We start from the raw sequence: 21900 nt of genomic DNA on the forward strand, positions 1-21900 counted from the left end.
TTCATTGACTGTCCCGTTCAATTGGGTAGGGACGCTATCGCCCGCGACATTCCGATTTAAGTTGAAAAACTCCGGCATCGGAAAAGTGACGCTGCGGCGGCGGTTTATGCAACATTCAGGCTAGCGCGGCTGGCTGCGCAAACGGCTGGGCAACGCCTGCGATGCGGCCGACCTGGCGCATGACACCTATCTGCGCATCCTCACCAGCGGCCGCGTGCCGCCGCCCTGGCAGTCGCGCCGCCACCTGACCCAGGTCGCCAACGGCCTCGTGGTCGACCTGTACCGGCGGCGCCAGATCGAACTGGCTTACCTTGAGGCCATCGCGCTGCTGCCGGCGGCGCACGCTCCGTCCGAAGAGGCGCGCGCCATCACGCTCGAAGCGCTGGTCGAGATCGATGCGCTGCTGCACTGCGTGCCGGCCAAGGCCCGCTCGGCGCTCTTGCTGTACAAACTCGAAGGAATGAGTTACCGCGACATCGCCGAGCGCCTCCAGGTGTCGGTCTCGTCGGTGGAAAAGTACATCGCCACGGCCTTGCAGGTGTGCGCCGGCGCACTGTACGCCCCGGCGCGGCAGGGCGCGATCCCCTCATGAGCGCAGTCCCGCTCGATCCCGCCACCGTCAGCCAGGCCGCCGCCTGGATGGCGCGCCTGTGGTCGGACCAGGCCAGCGCGGCCGACCAGGCCGCGTGCGGCGCGTGGCGCGCGGCCCATCCCGACCACGAACGCGCCTGGCGCCGCCTGCAAGCCGTCGAAGACAAGCTGGTCAGCGTTCCGCGCGAGATTGCCCAGCACGCCTTGCGCGAGCCCGCGGCCAGCGCCTGGGTCACGCGCCGCCGTGCGCTGCACCTGCTTGGCCTGGGCGTGAGCGCGGGCGCCGCCTGGTCGTTGGCGGCCCCGCAACCTGGGACCGCATCGCGTCCGATCGCAGCACTTCCACCGGCGCCACGCGCGCGCTCGTTTTGCCCGACGGTAGCCAGGTGGTGCTGGCCAGCGCCACGGCGATCGACCTGCGCTTCGGCGGCGCCGAGCGCCTTGTGATCGTGCGCGCCGGTGAAATCCTGGTCACGACCGCGCCCGATCCGATGGCCGCGCAACGCCCGTTCCGGGTGCGCACGCGCGATGGCGTGGTGCAAGCGCTCGGTACCCGCTTTCTGGTGCGCCAGCAGGCGGATGTGACCCGTGTCGGCGTGCTCGACGGGGCTGTCGAGCTGCGCGCGCGCAAGCATCGTCACGCTGCCGTGCGCATCGACGCCGGCCAGGGCGCGGCATTCTCGCAGGAACGCATCGCGCCGTCCGGGCCGGTGCAAGCCAGCGCCGCCGCCTGGTCGGACGGCTTGCTGGTGGCCGACGACATGCGCGTGGTCGACTTTGTGGCCGAACTGGCGCGCTACCGGCCGGGTCTGCTGCGCTGCGATCCCGCCATTGCCGCCATGCGCGTGACCGGCGTGTTTTCGCTGCGCGACACCGATCGCGCACTGCGCAACCTGGCGCTGGCGGTCGCCGTGGCCTATCGCAGCCGCTACTGGGTCACCGTGCGCGCCCGTTGCTAAGGCCGTGTCAGATTTTTTGCGGAAATCGTCGTTTCCGCTTGCGGGTTTCCGGTTTTCGTTCGGGATACAGGTAAGCACTCCCGCATCCTTCGAACCAGGACCACACCATGACCCATCCGTACCGCCATTCCTCCATTCCGCCTTCAGCGCTTCGACCGGCCTTGACGCTCCACCGTGGCGCAGCCGCCGTGCTGCCGACGATCACCGTGCTCGACAACGCCGAGCCCGAGACTGCAAGCGGCCCTATCCGCGGCTACGTGGCCCGGCGCAGCGCCACGGCCACCAAAACCGACACGCCGATCATTGAAACGCCGCAGTCCGTCAGCGTGGTCGGCGCGCAAGAGATCGATACCCTCAAGTCGACCTTGCGCCGGGGCACGCGCCGTCTGGCACGCGCCGTCTAGCACGCGCCGTCAGAAGCGCGCTTCCAGCATTGCCCGCACCCAGGTCTTGCCCGGCTGCGTGGAGCGGGTGCCATAGCTGCCCGCCGCGCCCGCGTAGCTGCGGTCGCTGATCCAGTCATGCCGCAGCGCATTGGCGATGCTCAGTCTTAACTGCAGCTTGCTGTCCAGTTTCCACAAACCATGCCGGCCGTATCGTCGCGCCGCGCATCGCAGCTGTCGCGGCTGGCGTTCACTTCCACCACCGCCGGCTGGGCGTGTACGACGCCGGCCGCCAACGCGGGCACGAGCAAAGCCAGCGCCCTCACACCGCGCCGTCGATGACTACCGTCGCTCCGCTCATATAACTGTTCTTGTCCGAGACAAAAAACGCCGCCGCTTCCGCCACTTCCTCTACCGTTCCCAGTCTCCCCAGCGCGCAATGGCGCACGTATTCCGTCATTTTCGCCGCCGGCACATTGCCGCTCACGCCTTCATCGAGCACGCCCGGCGCCAGGCAGTTGACGGTAATGCCGTAGCGGCCCACTTCCTTCGCCAGCGCCTCCGTCATGCCCTTGAGCGCCGCCTTGGCCGCGCTGTAGTGTACCGGCGCCTGCATCATCTTCACGCCCGCCAGCGAACTGATATTCAAGATGCGCCCGCGCTTCTGGTGGATCATCCCGCGCAGCACCGCCTGCGTGGTCAAAAACGCCCCCTTGACGTTGGTGTTCATCATGCGGTCCCAGTCATCTTCTTCCATCAGCGCGAGCGGTACCACCTGGCCGATGCCGGCGTTGTTGATCAGGATATCGATCGCCCCCGCATCCTGCTCGATGGCGCGCACCATGCCCTGCAGGCCCGCCTTGTCCAGCACCGACACCTGGAACGCCCACGCCTTCACGCCCAGTTGCTTGAGCGCGGCCAGCACCGCCTCGGCTTCGGCCACCGAACGCGAATAGTTAAAGGCCACGTTCGCGCCTTCGCGCGCCAGCGCCATGCACAGGGCGCGTCCCAGGCCGCGCGAGCCGCCGGTGACCAATGCGGTCCGTCCGTCGAGCATCCCCATTATTTGAGCACCACTGGTTTACCGCCGCCAAGGCCGATCGAATGCGGCGCGCGCGCCGGCGTTTCATCGACCCCGATGCCGGTCAGCGCCTGGCGCGTGTCGGTGCGGTGGAACTGCACGACCTGCACCGGCGCGTCCGTGGTCCAGGGCTTCTTGCCCCATGCCGCCAGTTCGGTCTCCGGCCCCTTGGCCGCGCCCCGGTGGAACATATTGAAGCCGCAGGCCGGCATGATGCGCCCGTCCACCTGCGGATAATGGTGGCAGCACTTGCGCAGCCGTTCCAGGTCGAAGTCGTGGCGGTCCATATAGTGGTGCAAGAAGATCGACTTGGCCTGCTGCTCGCCCAGGTGAATCGCTTCCTTGGCGCTGACCGGCCGGTTCGGGAACATCACGTCGATCGTGCGGCGCAGCGCCGCCAGGATGTCGGCCGAGCGCTCGATTTCGTCCTGGCGCGCGAACACGTCGTGTACCACATCGCTCATCGCATCGTGAATCTCGGGCGAGGCGCCCAGCGTGGCCGAGGAGCGCAGCAAGGTGCCGTGCGTGCGGAAGTCGACAAAGCGCCCGAACGGAATATGGCTGCCGTCGTTCATGCGCAGCAGGTAGCTGAGCGAGACGCACTGCGGGTGGGAGCACGGCAGGGGCGCAAAATCGCTCACCTTCAGCTTGCCGTTGGTTTGCTCCTCGATTGCCTTGATCACGCCCGGAATCGTCAACCGGTCCATCGGGTCGTGCGCGAACTGCCCGCCGCCCGCGCCGGTAAAGGCGACCGGCTGGAAGTTCAGCGACAAGAAGTGGTCTTCCGAGAGGAACATCTCCACCACCTGGCCGATCTGGTGCTCGTTGACGCCGCGCGCGGCCACGAAAATGAGCTGCGTCGGGATATTGAGGTCCTTGAGCATCTTGAGCGCGGCGCTCTTTTCGTCGCACAGGTCGCGTCCGCGGATCTTTTCGTGCGTATCGGCCGTAAAACCATCGAACTGCAGCGCGATGTAGGCGCCGCTGGCCTTGATTTTCTCGGCAAAGGCGCGGTCGCGGCCAAGGCGCAAGCCGTTCGTGATGATCACGATGCGGCCGATTTCCTCGCGCGTGGCAATCGCGATCAGCTCCATCAGGCGCGGGTGGCTGGTCGGCTCGCCGCCGGACAGCGCAATCGACTCCACCTGGCCCTCGTTGCGCACCAGCGTGTCGATCATGCGCGTAAACGCCTCGTTCGAGAGGTGATACGCGTTGGTGTTGTTGACGATGCAGACCGGGCATTCCAGGTTGCAGTAATCGGTAATCTCGATGATCGGCAGGCAGGTGTGCTGTTCATGGTCGCCGCAGGTGCCGCAGTCGGTCGGGCAGCCTTGGTCCACCTCGGTGGCGAACACCAGCGGCTCGGTGCCGGCGCGCGCGTACGAGTACGCGTCCACGTAGTAGGCCGCGTCTTCCGACACCAGCGCCTCGGACGGGCCGCATTTCTCGCAGTTCTTCACGAAATAGACTTTGCCGTCGCGGATCACCACATCGGCCGGCAGCAATGCCAGGCACCCCGGACAGGTCGACGTGGTGTGCTTGAAATAGTGGTCGCCAAGCTTGCCCGGGTCAACCTGGCCGCGCGCGAGAAAGCCCGCCATCCACTGCTTGGCGTCATCGGACACGATCTGTTCGGAAGGGCCGCACTGCTTGCAGTGAATGAGGCGCACCACGCCATCGTCGCGCAGCACCACGCGCGCCTCGATTGGCGCGGTGCAGCCGCCGCAGATGGCCATCTCGTGCATGAAGAAGGTGTGCTCGCGATCCTTGCGCACGGTGCTCGTGTCGCAGCTGGTACATTCCATTTGAGCCTTTCAACGATGATCTACTAGTGTTGGGTGTTAACTTTAGGATATCCTAACCTGAATTGCATGTCTTGAGTGGCCGTTGGGCGCCGCCAGTGGCAATCGGCTTACGTAAAGGGCAGTGCGGATGCGATACATACTTCTCGATAAAATTACGGCGCTTGTGCCGCCGCAACTGGCGTCGGGAGTCAAGTGCGTGTCGCTGTCGGATGATATTTTTGCCGACCATTTTCCGGGACACCCCATCATGCCCGGCGCGATGATCATCGAATCGATGGCGCAGCTGGGCGGCGTGCTGGTCGAAGCGAGCATGCGCGAACAAGGGCGCCACGACCTGCACGCACTGCTGGTAACGGTGGACCGCGCCAAGTTCCGCCATCAGGTGCGCGCAGGCGACAAGATGGAACTCGAATGCCACGGCATCGTGGTGCATGAAGATGGCGGCCAGGTGCGCGCCATGGCGCGCGTGGACGGCAAACTGGTGGCCGAGGCCGAACTGGCCTTCGCTTTCGCCCGCGTGACCAATCCCAAACTGCTGGCGCGCCGCCGCGAGGTGCTCAATATCTGGCTCACCGGCTCGGCCGAGGAGCCATGACGCCAAACCGCGTGTTCGTGCGAGGCGTCGGCGCCATCACGGCCTTGGGCGCCGACTGGCCGGCCTCGCTGCAAGCGCTGGCCGCCGGGCGCAGCGCCATCGGGCAGGTACGTGGCTTTGACGTGACCGGTTTTCCATCGACGGCCGGCGCCGAGATCGACGGCTTCACCCACACGGGCGACCGCCGCCTGGCGCTGGTGCGGGTCGCCGCGCGCGAAGCGTGGCAGGGCGCCGCCGTCGATGTCGCGCCTGCACGCCTCGGCATCTTCCTCGGCGCGGAATCGGGCCGTGCGCCATTCGCCACCCTGCATGGGCTGACCCGTGGCGCCGGCGGCGGCGCGCGCTTCGACCATGCGCAGTTCGGCGTCAAGGCGGCGGCGCTGGTGGCCGAATTCGACGCCTCCATCATCTCGCCCGCCGCCGTCACCTCGGCGCTCGCCCTCGAATACGGCGCCCACGGCCCGGCGGTGACGATCTCGCTGGCCTGCGCCTCGGGCGCGAGCGCGATTGCCGAAGCGGCGCGGGCGATCCGCCTCGGCGTGTGCGACGTGGCCCTGTGCGGCGGCGTCGGCGCCGATGTCGATCCGATGATGCTGGCCGGTTTCGGCCGCGTTGGCGCACTGAGCGCGCGCGGCGTCTCGTGCCCGTTCGACGTGCGGCGCGACGGTTTTGTGGTCGGCGAGGGCGCCGCCATGGTGGTGCTGTCGGTTGAACGCGGCAATGCCAATGTCGAACTGGCCGGCGAAGGCCGCAGTCTCGACGCCCACCACCTGACCGCACCCGACCCGCAGGGCATTGGCGCGGCGCGCGCCATGCGCATTGCGCTCGCCGCCGCTGGCCTCGATGCGGTCGACTACATCCAGGCGCACGGCACCTCGACGCCGCTGAACGACGCGGTCGAAGCGCTGGCGCTGCGGCGCGTCCTGGGCGCGAGCCTCGACGCCGCCCATGTCAGCTCGGTCAAAGGGGCGCTTGGCCACTGGATCGCCGGCGCGGGTGCGCTGGGTTTTCTGTGCGCCCACGCGGCGCTGGAGCAAGACATCGTGCTGCCGACCGCGAACCTGGTTCAACCCGACCCGGCCTGCGCGCTGCCGCATGTGTTCACTAGCGCAATCCGCAAGAACGTCACCGCCGCCCTGGTCAATGCTTTCGCCTTCGGCGGCGCCAATTGCAGTCTGGTGGCGAGGCGCTGCGCGTGAGGCAGGTATATATATCCGGCGCGGCGGCCGTCAGCGCATCCGGTTTCGACTGGTACACACTGGCCGCGTTCAAGGGGTTTGCTCCCAGCGGCCAGCTTTGGGCCACGCATGGCAGCATCATGGCGGCCGAAGTGCCGGCAATCCCGGCCGGTATCGATGTCGATGCGCGCGCCCGCAAGCTGATGGCACACCCGGCGCGCCTGGCCGCCGTGGCCCTGCGCCTGGCGCTTGCCGACGCGCGCTGGACGGCGCGGCAGCGCGAGCAGGCGGCCCTGTACCTGGGCGTGGGCGCGTCCGGCTGCTCCATGGATGAACTGACCCGCATGCTGGCGGCCAGCATCGTCGATCATGCCTTTTCGCTGGAGCGCTTCGGCGGCGCCGGCCTGGCCGCCTGTAATCCCTTGTTCGCATTCCAGTTGATGAACAATTTCACGCTTTGCCACGGCGCGATCATGAATGGCACGGCAGGCCCCAACGGCGCCTTCTATTCGCGCGGTACGGGCACCCTGGCCGCACTGGGCGAAGCGCACTGGCTGGTGGCCTCGGGCGAATGCGATACGGCGCTCGCCGGCGGCGCCGATTCGGCGCTGCATCCGGTTACCTGGACGCAGCTGGGCGCCGCCGGCTATCCCGCGCGCGGCCTGGTTCCGGCCGAGGGTGCGGGCCTGCTCGCCTTGTCCGCCTGCGCCGCCGGAGCGCTGGCGACGCTGGACGCCGTCAGTTTCCACAGCGCGCGCGCCTGGGAGCGCAACCCCGGCTTGACCGAAGCATGCGCGGATGCCAAGGTCGTCATCGCGCCGTGGGGTAGCGAGGCGCGCAAGCGGCTTGGTCATGACAATGCACTCGACGTCAGCTTGTGTCTTGGTGACGCGCTGGCGGCGGCGCCCGCGCTGGCCTGGTGCGTGGCGCTCGACCTGATACGCCAGGGCCGCTGCCGCCGCGCCGTTGTGTTTAGCGCCGGTATCGACGGCGGCCTTGGCGTCGCCCGTTTCGGGAGCGTGGCATGAGGCGCGCGGTCATCACGGGCGTGGGCGCGGTCAGCGCATTCGGCGTCGGCATGCCTGCCTTGTTCGACGGCCTGGCCGATGGACGCAGCTGCATCGCGCCGGTGCGCTCCTTCGACGCTTGCGCCTTCGACACCCGCATGGCCTGCGAAGTGACCGCTGGCGGCATCGGGCGCGACTGGCTGCGTACGCATCTCGGCGACCTTGGCCACGCCGAAGCGGTGCTCGACGCGTATCAACGCGCCGGTGCATGGCGCGACCGCAAATGCATGTTCGCGCTGCTGGCCGCCGTCGAGGCGTGGCGCATGGCCGGCTGCGGCGGGGCCGAAGACGAAGCGTCGCTGGTGATGGCGCTTGGACTGGAACAGGCTTTTCTCGACGATTTTGGCCCCATGTTCAGCGGCCAGGCGATCGACTGGTCCGCCGGCGGGCATGATGGCATTCGCTTTCGCTCCGACGTCGACCTGGGCGCGCGCCTGGTCGGCGACGTGTTTGGCTTGCACGGCCAGGTCATCGTCAACGCATCGGCCTGCGCCGCCGGTGGGCTGGCGATTGCCCACGCGGCGTCGTTGATCGAGCGCGGCGCGGCCGCCATCGTCTTGTGCGGCGGCGCCGATTCGATGGTCAACCCGTTCGGCCTGGGCGGCATGTCGCGCCTTGGCGCGCCGTCGCCGCGCAACGAGCCCGACGCCTGCCGCCCGTTCGACCTGCGCCGCGATGGCCTGGTGATCGGCGAGGGCGCCGCCATGTTCGTGATCGAATCGGAACAGCGGGCTGCCGGCCGTGGCGCGCGCGTGCTCGCGCGCGTGCTCGGATACGGCAGCACCCAGGACGCCTACCGTGTCACCGCGCCCCGTCCCGACGGCGCTGCCGCGCGGCGCGCAATGGAAGTGGCGCTCGGGCGCGCAAAACTGGCGCCCGCCGATATCGGCTACATCAACGCGCACGGCACCGGCACGCCGCTCAACGATGTGGCCGAAGCGCGCGCCATCGCCGCCGTCTTCGGCGCGCGCGCGGTGCCAGTGAGCTCGGTCAAGGGCGCCATCGGGCACCTGATGGCGGCGTCGGGAGCGATCGAAGCGGCCGCCTGCCTGCTCGCATTCGAACGCAATCTGCTGCCGGGAACGGCCAACCATCGCGACCCGGACCCGCAATGCGAGGTGGATGTCATCAAAACGCCGCGTGCGGCGAGTGTCGACGCGGTGCTGAGCAATTCGTTCGGCTTCGGCGGCCAGAACGTGTCTTTGATCCTCGGGCGGCCCGCATGAAGGCGGCACTGACCGGCCGCGCATGGCGCACCCCGCTCGGTTCAAGCATCGACGAGGTCATCGAACGCCTGCTGGCCGGCGAACGCGCCGCCCGGCCCAACGCGCGTTTCGATGCGCGCAGCTACGCCTGCACCTTGGCCGCCACCATCGCCGCGCCGCCGGCGCCGTCGCGCCAGGCGCGCTTCCTGCGCCGTATGGGCTTGTACGCGGTGGAGGTGGCGGCCGAGGCGATGCGGGACGCCGGCGTGAGCGGCGGCGAGCGCGTGGGGCTGTTCTTCGGTTACGGCGGCTTGCGCGCCCACTGGGACGACCTGATGCCCGCATTCGAGCACCAACAGGCCGATGGCGCGGCCGCATGGGAGCGCGGCCTGGCGCTGCTGCACCCGTTCTGGATCTTGCAGCACCTGTCGAACAATGCGCACGCCATCGCCGCCCAGGAACTGGGCGCGCGCGGCGAGGGCGCGACCTACGGCGGCGCCAATGCGGGCGCGCAGGCGCTGGCCGGTGCGATCCGCGCGCTGGCCGCCGGCGCCGTCGACGTGGCGCTGGTGGTCGGCTACGACAGCCTGGTCGAGCCGGAAACGCTGGTCGAACTGGCCGCACGCGGCTCCTCTGTATCGACCGTGCTGGCGGCGCCCTACGACATCGCCGCGCAGGGTTTCGTGCCCGGCGAAGCCGCCGCCGCGCTGGTCTTGCAGCAAGCCGGCCCCGCGCGTGCCTGCATCGAAGCGCTCGATGGCGCCGACGGCGAAAAGGGCGAGCCCCAAGCGGCGCTGCTGGCCCGCCTTGTACGCAGGCTTGCGCGGCATGGCGACGCGGTCGATGGCTGCGGCCTGGCGCTGCCGGGCTTCGACGCGGCCGAGCGCGAGCTGGTTGCCGCGATCACCGGCGCCGGCGCGCCCCTGTGTTGTATCATGAGCGCCATGGGACAAATCGGCGCCGCCACTTCAGTTGTTCAAGCCATCGCGCTGGCAGAGCTGCTGCAACGCCAGCGCATGCCGCCGGTGGCGCTCTTGCGCGCCGCTGCGCCCGGCCCCTTGCGCCCGCTCCTGCGAGCCGAATCATCGAATCACCGTTCGGCCATCGGCCTGTCCGCCAGCGCGCCGGGCCTGGCCGGCATCGTCCGCGTGGAGCTGCCATGAAAACCGCACTCGTTACCGGCGGCTCGCGCGGCATCGGCGCCGCCATCGTACTCGCACTGGCGCGCAAGGGCTTTACCGTCATCCTCAATTACCGCCGGGACGAAGCCGCCGCCGCCAGCGTGGCCGGTCAGGTCGCGGCGCTCGGTGGCGTGTGCTATCTCGCGCGCGCCGATGTATCGGATGCGGCGCAGGTGGACGCGCTGTTCGCCGACATCGACGCCAGGCATGGCCAGCTCGATGTCCTCGTCTGCAACGCCGGCGTGCTGCGCGACACGCTGCTCGGCGCCAGCGAGCCGGCCGACTTCGACGATGTCTTTTCGGTGAATATCTCGGGTGTGGTCAATTGCTGCCGCCAGGCGTCGCGCCGCATGGTGTCGCGCCGGCGCGGGGTGATCGTCAACATGTCGTCGGTGGCGGCGACGCGTCCCGGCCGTGGCCAGAGCAATTACGCCGCGTCCAAAGGCGCCGTCGAAGCGTTCACCAGGGCGCTCGCGGTCGAACTGGCGCCGCGCGGCATTCGCGTCAATGCGGTCGCGCCTGGCGTGATCGAGACCGACATGACGCGCGACATCCGCGCCCTGGCGCCGGAAGAACTGAACAAGCGCATCCTGCTCAAGCGCGTCGGCAGCGCGCATGAAGTGGCCGCCGTGGTCGCCTTCCTGTGCAGCGACGAGGCCAGCTACGTCACCGCGCAGGTGTGGAATGTGGATGGAGGATTCAAGGCGGAATGAACGAACAGAGCACCCTGGACTGGTTTCTCTCGCGCCGCAGCACGCGCGAATTTTCCGATCGCCCGGTCGAGCGCGAGACCATCGAACGCCTGCTGATGGCCGCCACCAGCGCGCCCTCGGCCAGCAACCGCCAGCCCTGGCAGTTTGCCGTGGTGCGCTCGCGCAGCCTGCGCGCGGCCATCGCCCAAGCGGTGCGCGAGCGCGCCGACGACATGAAGGCGGTCATCGCGCGCGGCCACCACGCCGAGGACTTCGGCAGCTACGGCGACTTTTTCCACGAGCCCTTGATCAGCGCCGCCGTGATCATCGTCCCGCAGTATCGCGAGTTCCCCGACCTGATCGCCAACCTGCTCGCCTCGGGCGGGGCCGATCCGTCGGCGTACCACACGGCCGGCGCCATGCAGGCCGAACTGTGCTCCACCAGCGCCGCCGTCATGAACCTCCTGCTGCAGGCCCACGCCAGCGGCCTTGGTGGATGCTGGATGGCGGGGCCGATGATTGCGCGCGACCGCATCTGCGCGCTGCTCGGCATCGCCGCGCCGTGGCAGATGGTCGGTGCGATCGCGCTGGGTTACCCGGCCGGCCCCGCACCCGAACAAAAACCGCGCAAACCGCTGGGCCGCGTGGCCCGCTGGTTCGAAGATGAACATACCGACGAGGATACTAATTAGATGACCACCACAACTCCCCAGGAAATCGAAGACACCGTGCGCGCCATCGTGGGCGAATCGCTGGCCATTCCCGCCGGCGACGTGCCGCCGACGGTCAGCCTCATCGGAGAACTGGGCGCAGAGTCGCTCGATTTTCTCGATATCGTGTTCAAGCTCGAACGCACCTACGGCATCCAGGTCACGCGCGGCGAGCTGGAACGCGCCGCGCGCGGCGACATGTCCGACGACGAATTCGCGCCCGGGGGCGTGATTTCGGACGCCGGCCTGGCGCGCCTGCGCGAGCTGATGCCCGAAGTGGCCGACCAGATCAAGCCCGGCCTGCATCCGGGCCAGATCCTCAGCCTGTTCACGGTGCAGACCTTCGTACACCTGGTCGTCGGCAAACTCGCACAGCGCACCAGCAACGTGGCCTGACACAATGACACGCTGGATCGGCGGCCCGCTGTTCGACGCCTGCTTCTTTTTTGGAAGCGGCGTCGTGGCGCTGGCGGCGGGCTTGCTGATGCTGGCCGCACCGGGCACCGTGCTGCCCCTGTGGTTCGCCTGGATCTGGCTGGTGGAAGGCCCGCACCTGTGCGCCACCTGGCAGCGCACCTACCTCGACGCCGGTTTCCGGCGCGAGCGTGGCTGCCTGCTGTGGACCAGCCTCGCCTGGCTGCTGCCCGGCCCCGTTCTGCTCGGGGCGACCTGGATCAGCGGCCGCCCGGAACCGTTCTTGCTGTTCCTCGGCTTCGTGGCGCTGTGGTCTTTTCATCACGCGGTGCGCCAGCATCACGGCATCTTGTCGGTGTACCAGCGCCTGGGCGAGGCCGACGCCGTCGCGCGCAAGGCCGATACGCGCCTGTTGCACGGCATCTTGTGGGTCGCCTTTGGCCTGCTCGCGCTGGCGCATCCGGCCAACCTGGACCTGGCGCGGCGCGTAAGCTGGGGCGCCGCTGCGATTGCCGCGTTGGGCGCGCTGCTGGCGGCGGCCATGCTGTGGTGGGCCGCGCTGCTGGTGCGGCGCTGGCGTCGCGGCAGCGCGGTGCTGCCCGGCGTGTTCGGCCTCGTGGTCGCGGTGGGCACAACCCTGTTCTCGCTGTTCGCGGTCGGCATGCGCGAGCCGCTGCTGGCGAACCCGCTCACCACCGAGCAGGTGTTCATGGCGGCGACCATCGTCGGCGGCACGCTGCACGGCTTGCAGTACATCGGCATCGTCATCGCCACCGAACGCCGCCGCGTCAAACCGGCGCGGGCGGCGGGGCCGGTGCTGGCGTATGCCCTCATGCTGGCGGCGTCGCTGCTGTACGTGCTTCTTAACGTGGCGCGCGGCGGGGCGCCGGTGGGTGCGGCGCCCGGATCGGCATCGGCCCAGGTGTTCCTGGCGCTGTACTGGGGCTTGTTCTGCCACCACTTCTGGCTCGACCAGAAAATCTGGCGGCCTTCGTCGGATGCGCGCCTGCGCGCCGAACTCGGATTGGGAACCGCATGAAGCAAAGCGAACACCCGGTCTCGCAAACCTACGCGAAGTACATCAATCCCTCCTTCATCCAGTTGCTCGGGGTGCTAGGTTACGGGCGCGTGTTCGTGCGCGCCAGCGACGTGTGGCTGTGGGACAGCGAGGGGCGGCGCTATCTCGATTGCCTGGCCGGTTTCGGCTCGGTCAACCTGGGCCACAATCATCCCGCACTGATCGCGCGCCTGCACCAGCTGCTCGACGAGCAGGTGCTGCACTTTTGCCATACCGGGCCGGCGGCGGGCGCGGCGGCGCTGGCCGAGGCGCTGGCAAAGCGGCTGGCCGCGCCGCTCGAGATCAGCCTGTTCGCCAGCAGCGGGGCCGAGGCGGTGGAGGCGGGCCTGAAGCTGGCGCGCGCCGCCACCGGCCGCAGCGACTTTGTCTCGTGCGACGGCGGCTTTCATGGCACCACGCTGGGCACCTTGTCGGTGATGGGTGCCGAACGCCTGCGCCAGCCGTTCGAGCCGCTGCTGGCCGGCTGCCATCGCGTGCCCTTCGGCGACCTCGATGCGCTCGATCGCGCCCTCAAGGCCTGCAAGCCGGCCGCCTTCCTGGTCGAGCCGCTGCAAGCCGAAGGCGGCGTGGTGCTGGCGCCGCCCGGCTACCTGCGCGCCGCGCAAGCGCTGTGCCGGTCGCGCGGCACGCTGCTCGTGCTTGACGAAATCCAGACCGGCCTTGGTCGCACCGGCACGCTGTTCGCGCACGAGGCGGAAGACTTTGTGCCCGATGTGCTGTGCCTTGCCAAGGCATTCTCCGGCGGGCTGGCCGCCATCTCCGTGGCGGTGACCTCGCGCGCGCTGTTCGACAAGGCCTACGGCGGCGCCGGGCGCTTCGACCTGCACAGCTCCACCTACCAGGGCAACGCGTTCGCTTGCGCCGCCGCCCTCAGGACCTTGGAGCTGATCGGCGAAGAAGACCTGGTCGCGCGCAGTGCCCGGCAAGGCGCGCGCCTGCTGGACGGCCTGCGCGAACGCCTGCGCGGGCACCCGCTGGTCAAGGAAGTGCGTGGGCGCGGGCTGCTGGTCGGGATCGAATTCGGCCCGACCGGCAGTTCCTGGCTCGACAAGCTGGCGCCCGCACTGGTGGACAAGGTTTCGGAAGGCATGTTCGGCCAGTGGGTCGCGGTCAGGCTGCTGGAAGCGGGCATCCTGGCGCAACCCGCGTCGTCGCGCTGGAACGTGCTGCGCTTAGAGCCGCCCCTGACCATCGGCGCGGAAGACATCGATGCGGTGGTCGAGGCGGTGGGTGCGATTCTCGACGACTATCGCTCAATCGCGCCCATCGTGGCGGACGTCACGCGCCGCGCGGGCGCGCAATGGAGGGGTGGATGGCAATTCTGAAAGGCCCGGGCCTCTTGGCCCGCACCAGCCGCGACCTGCGCTTCGTGGGCGGCGTTTTGCGCAAGCATCCGTTCCAGGTACTGGTGCAGGTGACCAATCGCTGCAATATGCGCTGTTCGTTTTGCGGCTTCTGGCCGAACGGCGTCGCCCCGCGCCTGGAGCTGACCGTGGCCGACTACCAGCGCGTGGCGGCCGAACTGGCGAAGATCGGCACCTTCCTGGTGTCGGTCGAAGGGGGCGAACCGCTGCTGCGGCCGGACATTATCGAGATCGTGCGGGCGTTTGCGCAGCGCCATGCGCCGGTCCTGTACACCAACGGCTGGTTTGTCGATGACGCCAAGGCGCAAGGGCTGTTTGCGGCCGGGGTGGCGCAGGTGGGCGTGTCGATCGACTTTGCCGACGCCGCGCGCCACGACCGGAAACGCCGGCTCGACGGCGCGTTTGACCAGGCCTGGCGCGCCGTGGACGCCTTGCTGGCGCATGCGCCCCACGGCGGCGCGCAGGTGCATGTGATGACGATCCTGATGAAGGAAAACCAGGACGACCTCGAAAAACTGCTGCAAATGAGCGCGGCGCGCGGCGTCGGTCACTGCGTCACCTTGCTCTCGACCGACGGTTTCAGGCGCGGCAAGAGCGACCAGGACCAGTTGCCGGACGTGTCGCTCAGCGCCAGGATGCTCGACCTGTGGCAGCGCTACCCGCACTTGCGCACCTTCCGCGACTACCTCGAACGCATGGACGCCTTTGTCGGGCGCGGCCCCATGCCGGCCTGCCACGCCGGCGAACAGTCATTCAATATCGACCATCTCGGTAACGTCTCGCCCTGCATCGAGCGCATCGATTCGGTGGTCGGCAATGTGCGCGAGGAAGCGCTGGCGCAGATTGTCGGCCGCATGAAGGGACTCGACTCCGTGGCGCGCTGCCAGGATTGCTGGACGCTGTGCCGCGGCTTTACCCAGGCGCTGGGGCAGGGTTCGACCATGCGCTCGCTGGCCGATCTCTCCACGCGCATGCGCTCCCAATGAACCATGAAACGGAACACCCTGTGATCGACTCCGACACCCCTGCGCCGCCATTGCGGCTGGCGGGAAAACGCTGCCTGGTAACCGGCGGCTCGCGCAACCTGGGCCGCGCCATCTGCCTGGCCTTCGCCGCCGCCGGCGCGCGCGTGGCATTCACATACATCAAAGACGACGAACAGGTCGAAGTCACCCGCGCCATGCTGCGCGAGCTGGGCGCCGAGCCGCTGGTGTTCAAGGGATCGGTCACCGATGCGGCCCACGCCAGGAACACCGTCAACGCCATCGTGGCCGAGTGGGAGGGGCTCGACATCCTCGTCAACAACGCCGGCGTAATGCAGGTGCTGCCGATCGCCTTGCTGGAAGAAGACGACTGGGACCTGGTGCTCGATACCTGCCTGAAGGGCGCGTACATCTTCTCGCGCGCCGCGCTGCGGCCCATGCTGCGGGCCAAGAAAGGGAGCATCCTCAATATCGGCTCGATTGCCGGCGAGCGCATCGTCGAATCGCCCGTGCATTACGCGGCGGCCAAGGCCGGCCTGCAGGGCTTCACGCGCGCGCTGGCCAAGGAGGTGGGGCGCTACGGGATTGCCGTCAACGACCTGTCGGCCGGCTTGCTGGAAGCGGGCATGGGCCAGCAGGCGCCCCAGTACCGGCTGGACGACTACACCACGCACTGCCCGCTGGGGCGCACCGCCACGCTCGAGGAAACCGCCGCTTTGGTCACCTGGCTGGTGTCGGATGAAAACAGCTTCATGAGCGGCGCGCGCCTGACCTTCGACGGAGGCTTGTGATGGACGCACTGCTGCACCAGGGCTACGACGATTTTCGCGCGTTTGTGAACCCGCTGGTATCGATGCGCGCGCGCCTTTGCAGCGAACCCTATCTGCTCGAACGCGTGGAGCACGGCCACCTGATCGACAGCGGCGGCAAACCGTACATCGACCTGCTGGCCGGCTGGGGCACGCAGGCGTTCGGCCATCGCCCGCCAGCGATCGAGGCGGCGCTGATGGAGTTCCTGCGTGGCCGCGCGCCGTCGTTCTACCCATCGGGCATCAGCCCCTACGCCGGGTTGCTGGCCAGCCGACTGCACCAGCGCACCGGCTACGACGCGGCGTTTTTCGCCAACGGCGGCGCCGAGGCGGTCGAGGCGGCACTCAAGCTGGTGCGCGGCGCCAGCGGCAGGCCGCGCATCGTTTGCATCGAGGGCGCCTACCACGGCTGTACCTTCGGCAGCGTGGCGATGATGCAGGCCGGCCCTTACCGCGACATTTTCGGCCCGCACTTGCCGATGGTCGACGCGCTGCCGTTCGGCGACATGCAGGCGCTCGACGACGCGCTGGCCGATCCGTCGCTTGCCGCCATCGTGCTCGAACCGATCCAGGTCGAAGCCGGCGTGCGCCTGCCCGATGCCGCGTACCTGGCGCGCCTGTGCCACGGCACGGGCGAGCGCGGCGTGCTGCTGGTGGCCGACGAAATCCAGACCGGCCTTGGACGCACCGGGCGCTTTTTGTCGAGCCAGGACTGGCCGCGCCGGCCCGACGTGGTCACCCTCGGCAAAGCGCTGGGCGGCGGCTTGATGCCGCTGTCGGTGATGCTTACGCGGCGCCCGATTTTTGACGGCGTGTACGGCAAGTTCGCGTTGGCCGAGGCGCATGCGTCCACCTTCAGCGGCAACGCGCTCGCTTGCGTGGCCGGCCTGGCTGCGCTCGACCTGCTGGACGACGCCATGCTGGCCGATGTGGAACGCAAGGGCCGCTTGCTGCGCACGGCGCTGGACGACTTCGTCATGCCGTCGCCATTGGTCAAGGCGATCCGCGGCGAAGGCCTGATGCTGGGCGTCGAGCTGGAAGCGCCGGACCATCCTTGCTACCAGTTCGACTACCTTGGCGTGCCCGAACTGGCGGCGCAGCCGGCCATCGGCATGCTGCTGGTGCATCGGCTGTACAAGGCCGGCTACATCTCGCAGATTTGCGGCCACGCGTGGCAGGTGCTGCGCGTGCAGCCATCGTTTACGATATCCGACGACGAACTGCTGGCGTGCGTGCGTGCGCTGCGCGAGGCGCTCGACTTCCTGTGGGAACTTCAATGAAACGCGTACTTGTACTGGGCGGCAGCGGCGCCCTCGGCTCGGCCCTGCTGCGCGAACTGAAACGCAGCGGCGCCGATGTGGTGTTTACGTACTGCCGGCGCGCCGCGCTTGCCGCCGCCATCGGCGACGAACTCGGTTGCGCGGCCTACGCGGCCGATTTCGAACAGGCCGACGCGGTCGAGCTGCTGTTCGATGCGCTCGCGCGCGACGGCCGCCTGCCCGAGGTGGTGGTCCACTGCGCCGGCGTGGCGCCGATCGCCTTGCTGGGCGCGCTGACGGCGGCGTCGTGGGACGCGGTGCATGCGGTGCATGGACGCGCCGCGCTGCTGTGCGCGCAGCAGATGGCGCGGCGCGGCCTGCGCGGTGCGCTGGTGCTGGTCGCCGCCCTGGACGGCTTGCAGCCGGTTCCCGCGCCCGCCCATTACGCGGCCAGCCAGGCCGCCTTGTGGGGCCTGACCCTGGCGCTGGCCAAGGAGCTCGGCCCCAAGGGCATCCTGGTGAACCTGGCTGTGGTGGGCGTGCTCGATGGCGGCATTGCGGCGGCGCTCGACCCGAAGCTGCGCGAATCGTACCGCCGCTATTCCGCGCTCGGGCGCACCGGCACCTGTGTCGAGGCCGCGCGCGGCCTGCGCTGGCTCGCGCTGGAAAACACCTACCTGAACGGCGCCCAGTTCCCGCTCACGGGCGGACTGGGATGAAGCGCGCCGGCGGCATCTATCTGATGCTGTTGCTTGTCATCCTGGCGGTGCAGAAGACGCAGGACGGGCTGGCGCCCGAACTGCTGTGGATGTGCCATGTGACCAGCACCATGCTGGCGCTGGGCCTGGTCGCCAATGCCGCGCCGCTGATCGTTACAGGCTTGCTGTGCCAGGGCGCCATCGCCTTGCCGGCCTACGTGCTGCATGTGGCGGCCGGCGGCCATACCTCGCCCGCCTCGTTCCTGCTGCATGCGTCGGCGCCGGTGCTGGGGGCGCTGGCGTGGCGCGGCAAGCGCATCCCGGCTGCCGTTCCGTGGGTCGCGCTGGCGATTTACCAGCTGCTCGTTGCGCTCAGCCAGGCGTGTACGCCCGACAGCATGAACGTCAACCTGGCGTTTCGCCCTTGGGACCCGCTGGCGGGCTTGCTTCCGTCGGGCTGGCCGATACGGGCGTTGAACCTGGTGCTGATGCTGGCGCAGTTGCATGCGGCGCGCTGGCTCTGGAACCGTGCCATGCGAACCACCGCTAGCTGAACACCTTGGGCAGCTTCCACGCGCCCGCCAGGCGGAACTCGCGCGCCAGCACCAGCGCGCCGGGAACGGCCACCAGGTACCAGCACAGCACGCGCAAGGTCACCGCCACCGCCATGCCCTGCGGCGTGAGCGCGGCATCGAGCATGTAGCTGGTCGCCACCTCGGCCACGCCGATCGCGCCCGGCACCGGGGCCAGGTAGGCGATCATCAGGCTGGTCGAAAAAATGGTCAGCGCTTGCAGCCAGGTCAGCGTAAAGCCGAAGTGGGTGGCCAGCAGCGACCCGATCGCCACGTAGGTCAGCAAAAAGACCACCGACGCCAGGTGGCACACCAGATGCTGCACATCGGTCGACTTGCCGATGGCGGAAATGGCGTGCGCGCTCTGGCCGATACCGAGCAGCGTCTTTTGCCACAGGCCGCCATCTTTCATGGCGCCGGCGCGCCGTTCGGTCCAGCGCATCACCGGTCCCGGAAAAAACGCCATCAGCGCCAGCAGCAGCGCGATGCCCAGCAGCGGGGCGGTCAGCAGCGGCAGGCCGACCTGCAAGGGCGCCGGCAGGGGAATGGCGTGGCCGAAGGTGAGCGTGAGGCACGAGACGAGGCAAATCCACAAGGTCATGTAAATGCTCTTGCTGACCGACGCCGCCAGCGCATGCGGTATCGGCACGCCCTGGCGCCCGAGCACGAACATCATGGCCGGGGTGTGCAGTTCGGCGCTGGGCGTGATGCTGGTGACGAAGTAGCTCACGCATGTCAGGCGCAGGCCTTGTGCAAAGCGCAGCGGATGGCCGAGCACCGCCAGCATGCTGCGCAGGCGGATCCAGTCCAGCATATAGAACAGGCAGGTCAGGGCGGCAAGGCCGAGCCACAAGGGCAGGGTAATGGTGCCGATCAGGGCCAGCACGCCACCGAGGCTGGCGCCGCTGGCATGCGAGAAAAATCGCACGGTCAGATAGACGGTCAGCGCGAACAACACGGCAAACAGGATTTTTTTCAAGAGCGGGTCGCTTCGATGAAGGTCAGGTAGACCGCCGCCAGGTGGCCGGCGGCGGTGGGGATGATGTGGTCGGCCTGGGCGGCGAATTCGGCGCGCGTGAGCGAGCGGCGCAGGCCGAGCCGCTTGAGCAGGCGCCCCCAGTGGTGGTTGGTGCGGTCGGGCGCGAAGCGCCGCGTGAATGCGGCCAGGCCGGCGGCCGCGTCATGCGCGCTGGCGTACTGGCGCGGCACGTCGAAGGGCAGCGCCGCCAGGCGCGCACCGTTGGCTTCGACGTACCACTCGTAGCCGTCGGTCAGGTGCGCCACGCGGCTGGCGTGGACCGGGCAGGCCATGTCGATCACCAGGTGCGAGGCCATCCCCAGTTGCACAAAGGCGCGCGCGTGCTGGCCGGCGCGCCATGCCGTCACCGCGCGCTCGACATACTCCTGCGCCTTGGCCGGGGCGCTCGCCGTCAGGAAGGGAATGAAGCCGCCACCGAGATGGCGGCCCGAAAAGTGGCTGAGCGACCAGTGCTCCCGGATTTTCCGGCGGCGCGGCATCCAGGTGATGTCTTCGCGGATCGCGCCCAGCACCAGCGCATCGTGGAAACGGTTGAACCAGGGGTCGTCGAGCTTACCCACGGCCAGGCCGATCACCAGCTGCAAGCCGTTGTATCTCACGGATCGACTTCCGCCTGGTAGCGCGCCAGCAGGGCAAGCAGCTCGCCATACCGGCGCTGGCCGCCGTGGTCCTGGCAGAACTGCGCGACGTGCGCCAGGAACTGGGGAATGGCTTCTTCCGGCAGGTCGAGCGCGCGCAAGATGTCGTGCCGGTCGTTCATGCGACGCTCAGCCGGCCGCTGCCCAGGGTGGCCACCGGTGCGCCGGGCGCCACCGAAAAGCGCGTGTCGCGGTCGCGATACAGGATGTTGTAGGCGCAGGAAGGCACGTTGCGCCCGTCCGGCTCGCGGATGCCCACGCAGCACTGGCGAATACGGTCGGTGTCGAAGGTTTCTTCATCCATGTGCGAGTGTACATAGATCGCTTTCGAACACTGTTCGCCGATGCGCATGCGCTGCTCGGTCGACAGGCCGGGCGCGAACATGCGCGCCAGCAGGCCCTTGAGGGTGGCCAGGATCATGTCGCTGTCGGGGCTTTCCATCTCGCCGGCCCACAGGCGCGTGATGACGTCCTGCAGGCGCAGTTCCACCTGCGGCGTCGGTTCCAGGTACAGCGTGCCGGTCAGCAGCGCGCGCAGGTCGGCGCGTTCCATGAAGCGGGTGAACGGCAGCCAGCGGCCGTCGTCCAGGCGCAGCATGTAGGTGATCAGGTAGCACATCGGATGACTCGATGGCGATGGCACGAAGTCGCTGATGCGCAGCGCGCCGCCGGTCTGCTGTTCCAGGTCGGCCAGCACGTCGTAGGTGGTGTAGCGGCCGCGCCGGTCGAAACGCGCGCCGCCCTGGCCGGTGAAGGTCATCGTGTGCAGTTCGACGCTGCGGATGAAGTCCTTTTCCAGCGCCAGCTTCACGAACGCACCCACTTCATGGTCGTTGCTGCCGCGTGCCAGCACCGGCAGCAGGGTGGTGTCGACCTTGTATTTTTCGAGCAGGGCCAGCACCCGCATCTTCGCCTGGTAAAAATTCCCGCCCAACATGTCGATATTGGTCCCCGGCGTGAACGAGTCGAACGACAGCACGATGCGCGCGTCCAGCGCGGCCAGCCGTTCGAGCAGCCATTCATCCTTGAGAAAACGCAGGCCGTGGGTGGAAATGGTGATGCGGTTGATGCCTTCGGCGTGGCACAGTTCCACCAGCCGCTCGAAGTCGGGATGCTGGGTCGGTTCGCCCCCGGTCAGGTTGATCATGCGGTTGCTCGGGTCTGCCCGCCGCATGTGCCCGAGAATGGCGCGCAGCTGGTCTTGCGACATGTGGAAGGCGCCTTCGTTGCGGTTGTGCGTGTAGCAGATCGGGCAATCGAGATTGCAGGCCGAGGTGATCGGCACGATCGGCAGCAGGACCTGCTGTTCGTGGCTGGTGCAGGGGCCGCAGTCGAACGGGCAGCCCTGGCTGGCCGGCGCGGCGTCCGTGGGCGGCGTGAGCACCGGCGCCTCGTTCATCATGGCGTCGTACCAGGAGGCGTTGGAGGAGACGACGACTTCTTCGGCGCCGTGCAGGGGGCAGCGCTTGCGCATGACCACGCGGCCCTCGCTGCGCCAGATGGTGGCGTCCACACTGCGTTTGCAGGTCGAACACAGGCTTGTCGTTGCGCGTACCAGTTCGTCGCTCATTGAGATCCACTTGGCAAATGCCGGACCAA

At 68.4% G+C, this 21900-nt stretch carries 24 protein-coding genes and 2 pseudogenes; 19 read left to right on the forward strand and 7 right to left on the reverse strand.

The window, feature by feature from the left end; translation table 11 throughout:
• Positions 1-124: 124 nt before the first annotated feature.
• From F1735_RS25090 to F1735_RS35785, 4 genes and pseudogenes are all read left to right on the forward strand, one after another.
• Positions 125-592: pseudogene (locus F1735_RS25090) on the forward strand (sigma-70 family RNA polymerase sigma factor); the annotation flags it as partial.
• Positions 589-1038, forward strand: a complete 450-nt coding sequence (locus F1735_RS36785; protein ID WP_229505948.1) for a DUF4880 domain-containing protein — start codon at positions 589-591, stop codon at positions 1036-1038. The pseudogene F1735_RS25090 and the gene F1735_RS36785, both read left to right, overlap by 4 nt.
• The gene (locus tag F1735_RS36790) at positions 960-1550 is read left to right on the forward strand and encodes a FecR domain-containing protein (RefSeq protein WP_229505949.1); all 591 of its coding nucleotides are present in this window, start codon (positions 960-962) and stop codon (positions 1548-1550) included. Before F1735_RS36785 ends, F1735_RS36790 begins: the two co-directional genes overlap by 79 nt.
• Before the next feature lie 152 nt (positions 1551-1702).
• Positions 1703-1912: pseudogene (locus tag F1735_RS35785) on the forward strand (hypothetical protein); the annotation flags it as partial.
• Positions 1913-1963: 51 nt separating this feature from the next.
• Here the strand turns inward: F1735_RS35785 and F1735_RS25105 are convergent.
• From F1735_RS25105 to F1735_RS25115, 3 genes are all read right to left on the reverse strand, one after another.
• Positions 1964-2131, reverse strand: a complete 168-nt coding sequence (locus tag F1735_RS25105) for a hypothetical protein (protein ID WP_167239468.1) — start codon at positions 2129-2131, stop codon at positions 1964-1966.
• 124 nt (positions 2132-2255) lie between these two features.
• Positions 2256-2996: an SDR family NAD(P)-dependent oxidoreductase gene (locus F1735_RS25110; RefSeq protein ID WP_167239469.1), complete on the reverse strand. Its 741-nt coding sequence runs from the start codon at positions 2994-2996 to the stop codon at positions 2256-2258.
• The gene (locus F1735_RS25115) at positions 2996-4819 is read right to left on the reverse strand and encodes a radical SAM protein (RefSeq protein ID WP_167239470.1); all 1824 of its coding nucleotides are present in this window, start codon (positions 4817-4819) and stop codon (positions 2996-2998) included. The genes F1735_RS25110 and F1735_RS25115 overlap by 1 nt, the downstream gene beginning before the upstream one ends.
• Before the next feature lie 127 nt (positions 4820-4946).
• Here F1735_RS25115 and F1735_RS25120 point away from each other — a divergent pair, with 127 nt between their 5' ends.
• The 15 genes from F1735_RS25120 to F1735_RS25190 are packed head-to-tail and all read left to right on the forward strand — an operon-like array spanning position 4947 to position 18606.
• Positions 4947-5414 carry a 3-hydroxyacyl-ACP dehydratase FabZ family protein gene (locus tag F1735_RS25120; RefSeq protein ID WP_166870061.1) on the forward strand — a complete coding sequence of 156 codons (468 nt, stop codon included), beginning with the start codon at positions 4947-4949 and terminating at the stop codon, positions 5412-5414.
• Entirely contained in the window at positions 5411-6613 is a 1203-nt protein-coding gene (locus F1735_RS25125) for a beta-ketoacyl-[acyl-carrier-protein] synthase family protein (protein WP_167239471.1), read from the forward strand. Before F1735_RS25120 ends, F1735_RS25125 begins: the two co-directional genes overlap by 4 nt.
• On the forward strand, positions 6610-7620 hold the full coding sequence (locus F1735_RS25130) for a beta-ketoacyl synthase N-terminal-like domain-containing protein (protein WP_167239472.1): 1011 nt from the start codon (positions 6610-6612) through the stop codon (positions 7618-7620). The genes F1735_RS25125 and F1735_RS25130 overlap by 4 nt, the downstream gene beginning before the upstream one ends.
• Positions 7617-8885, forward strand: a complete 1269-nt coding sequence (locus F1735_RS25135; protein WP_167239473.1) for a beta-ketoacyl-[acyl-carrier-protein] synthase family protein — start codon at positions 7617-7619, stop codon at positions 8883-8885. Before F1735_RS25130 ends, F1735_RS25135 begins: the two co-directional genes overlap by 4 nt.
• Positions 8882-10027, forward strand: coding sequence for a beta-ketoacyl synthase N-terminal-like domain-containing protein (locus tag F1735_RS25140; protein ID WP_167239474.1), 1146 nt, complete (start codon positions 8882-8884; stop codon positions 10025-10027). The genes F1735_RS25135 and F1735_RS25140 overlap by 4 nt, the downstream gene beginning before the upstream one ends.
• Positions 10024-10758 carry an SDR family oxidoreductase gene (locus F1735_RS25145; RefSeq protein WP_167239475.1) on the forward strand — a complete coding sequence of 245 codons (735 nt, stop codon included), beginning with the start codon at positions 10024-10026 and terminating at the stop codon, positions 10756-10758. The genes F1735_RS25140 and F1735_RS25145 overlap by 4 nt, the downstream gene beginning before the upstream one ends.
• Positions 10755-11429 (forward strand): nitroreductase family protein, encoded by a 675-nt coding sequence (locus tag F1735_RS25150; RefSeq protein ID WP_167239476.1) that lies wholly within the window; start codon positions 10755-10757, stop codon positions 11427-11429. The genes F1735_RS25145 and F1735_RS25150 overlap by 4 nt, the downstream gene beginning before the upstream one ends.
• On the forward strand, positions 11430-11843 hold the full coding sequence (locus F1735_RS25155) for an acyl carrier protein (protein ID WP_167239477.1): 414 nt from the start codon (positions 11430-11432) through the stop codon (positions 11841-11843). It abuts the gene before it with no gap.
• 4 nt (positions 11844-11847) lie between these two features.
• On the forward strand, positions 11848-12900 hold the full coding sequence (locus F1735_RS25160; RefSeq protein WP_167239478.1) for a hypothetical protein: 1053 nt from the start codon (positions 11848-11850) through the stop codon (positions 12898-12900).
• Positions 12897-14264, forward strand: a complete 1368-nt coding sequence (locus tag F1735_RS25165) for an aspartate aminotransferase family protein (protein WP_167239479.1) — start codon at positions 12897-12899, stop codon at positions 14262-14264. The genes F1735_RS25160 and F1735_RS25165 overlap by 4 nt, the downstream gene beginning before the upstream one ends.
• The gene (locus F1735_RS25170) at positions 14252-15289 is read left to right on the forward strand and encodes a radical SAM protein (RefSeq protein WP_167239480.1); all 1038 of its coding nucleotides are present in this window, start codon (positions 14252-14254) and stop codon (positions 15287-15289) included. Before F1735_RS25165 ends, F1735_RS25170 begins: the two co-directional genes overlap by 13 nt.
• Positions 15290-15309: 20 nt before the next feature.
• Positions 15310-16077 (forward strand): SDR family NAD(P)-dependent oxidoreductase, encoded by a 768-nt coding sequence (locus F1735_RS25175; protein WP_167239481.1) that lies wholly within the window; start codon positions 15310-15312, stop codon positions 16075-16077.
• Positions 16077-17375 carry an aspartate aminotransferase family protein gene (locus tag F1735_RS25180; RefSeq protein ID WP_167239482.1) on the forward strand — a complete coding sequence of 433 codons (1299 nt, stop codon included), beginning with the start codon at positions 16077-16079 and terminating at the stop codon, positions 17373-17375. Before F1735_RS25175 ends, F1735_RS25180 begins: the two co-directional genes overlap by 1 nt.
• A complete protein-coding gene (locus tag F1735_RS25185; RefSeq protein ID WP_167239483.1) occupies positions 17372-18073 on the forward strand; it encodes an SDR family NAD(P)-dependent oxidoreductase in 702 nt (233 codons plus the stop codon). Before F1735_RS25180 ends, F1735_RS25185 begins: the two co-directional genes overlap by 4 nt.
• Positions 18070-18606 carry a hypothetical protein gene (locus F1735_RS25190; RefSeq protein ID WP_167239484.1) on the forward strand — a complete coding sequence of 179 codons (537 nt, stop codon included), beginning with the start codon at positions 18070-18072 and terminating at the stop codon, positions 18604-18606. Before F1735_RS25185 ends, F1735_RS25190 begins: the two co-directional genes overlap by 4 nt.
• Here F1735_RS25190 and F1735_RS25195 read toward each other — a convergent pair.
• Genes F1735_RS25195 through F1735_RS25210 form a run of 4 tightly spaced genes read right to left on the reverse strand, consistent with a single transcriptional unit; the run spans position 18599 to position 21871 of the window.
• Positions 18599-19603 (reverse strand): lysylphosphatidylglycerol synthase transmembrane domain-containing protein, encoded by a 1005-nt coding sequence (locus tag F1735_RS25195; RefSeq protein ID WP_167239485.1) that lies wholly within the window; start codon positions 19601-19603, stop codon positions 18599-18601. The genes F1735_RS25190 and F1735_RS25195 overlap by 8 nt on opposite strands.
• On the reverse strand, positions 19600-20262 hold the full coding sequence (locus F1735_RS25200; protein ID WP_167239486.1) for a zinc dependent phospholipase C family protein: 663 nt from the start codon (positions 20260-20262) through the stop codon (positions 19600-19602). The genes F1735_RS25195 and F1735_RS25200 overlap by 4 nt, the downstream gene beginning before the upstream one ends.
• Positions 20259-20423, reverse strand: coding sequence for a hypothetical protein (locus F1735_RS25205; protein WP_167239487.1), 165 nt, complete (start codon positions 20421-20423; stop codon positions 20259-20261). The genes F1735_RS25200 and F1735_RS25205 overlap by 4 nt, the downstream gene beginning before the upstream one ends.
• Positions 20420-21871, reverse strand: a complete 1452-nt coding sequence (locus tag F1735_RS25210; protein ID WP_167239488.1) for a radical SAM protein — start codon at positions 21869-21871, stop codon at positions 20420-20422. The genes F1735_RS25205 and F1735_RS25210 overlap by 4 nt, the downstream gene beginning before the upstream one ends.
• Positions 21872-21900 lie beyond the last annotated feature (29 nt).

The sequence above is a fragment of the Massilia genomosp. 1 genome, from assembly GCF_011682185.1.
Lineage (GTDB): Bacteria > Pseudomonadota > Gammaproteobacteria > Burkholderiales > Burkholderiaceae_D > Telluria_A > Telluria_A rubra.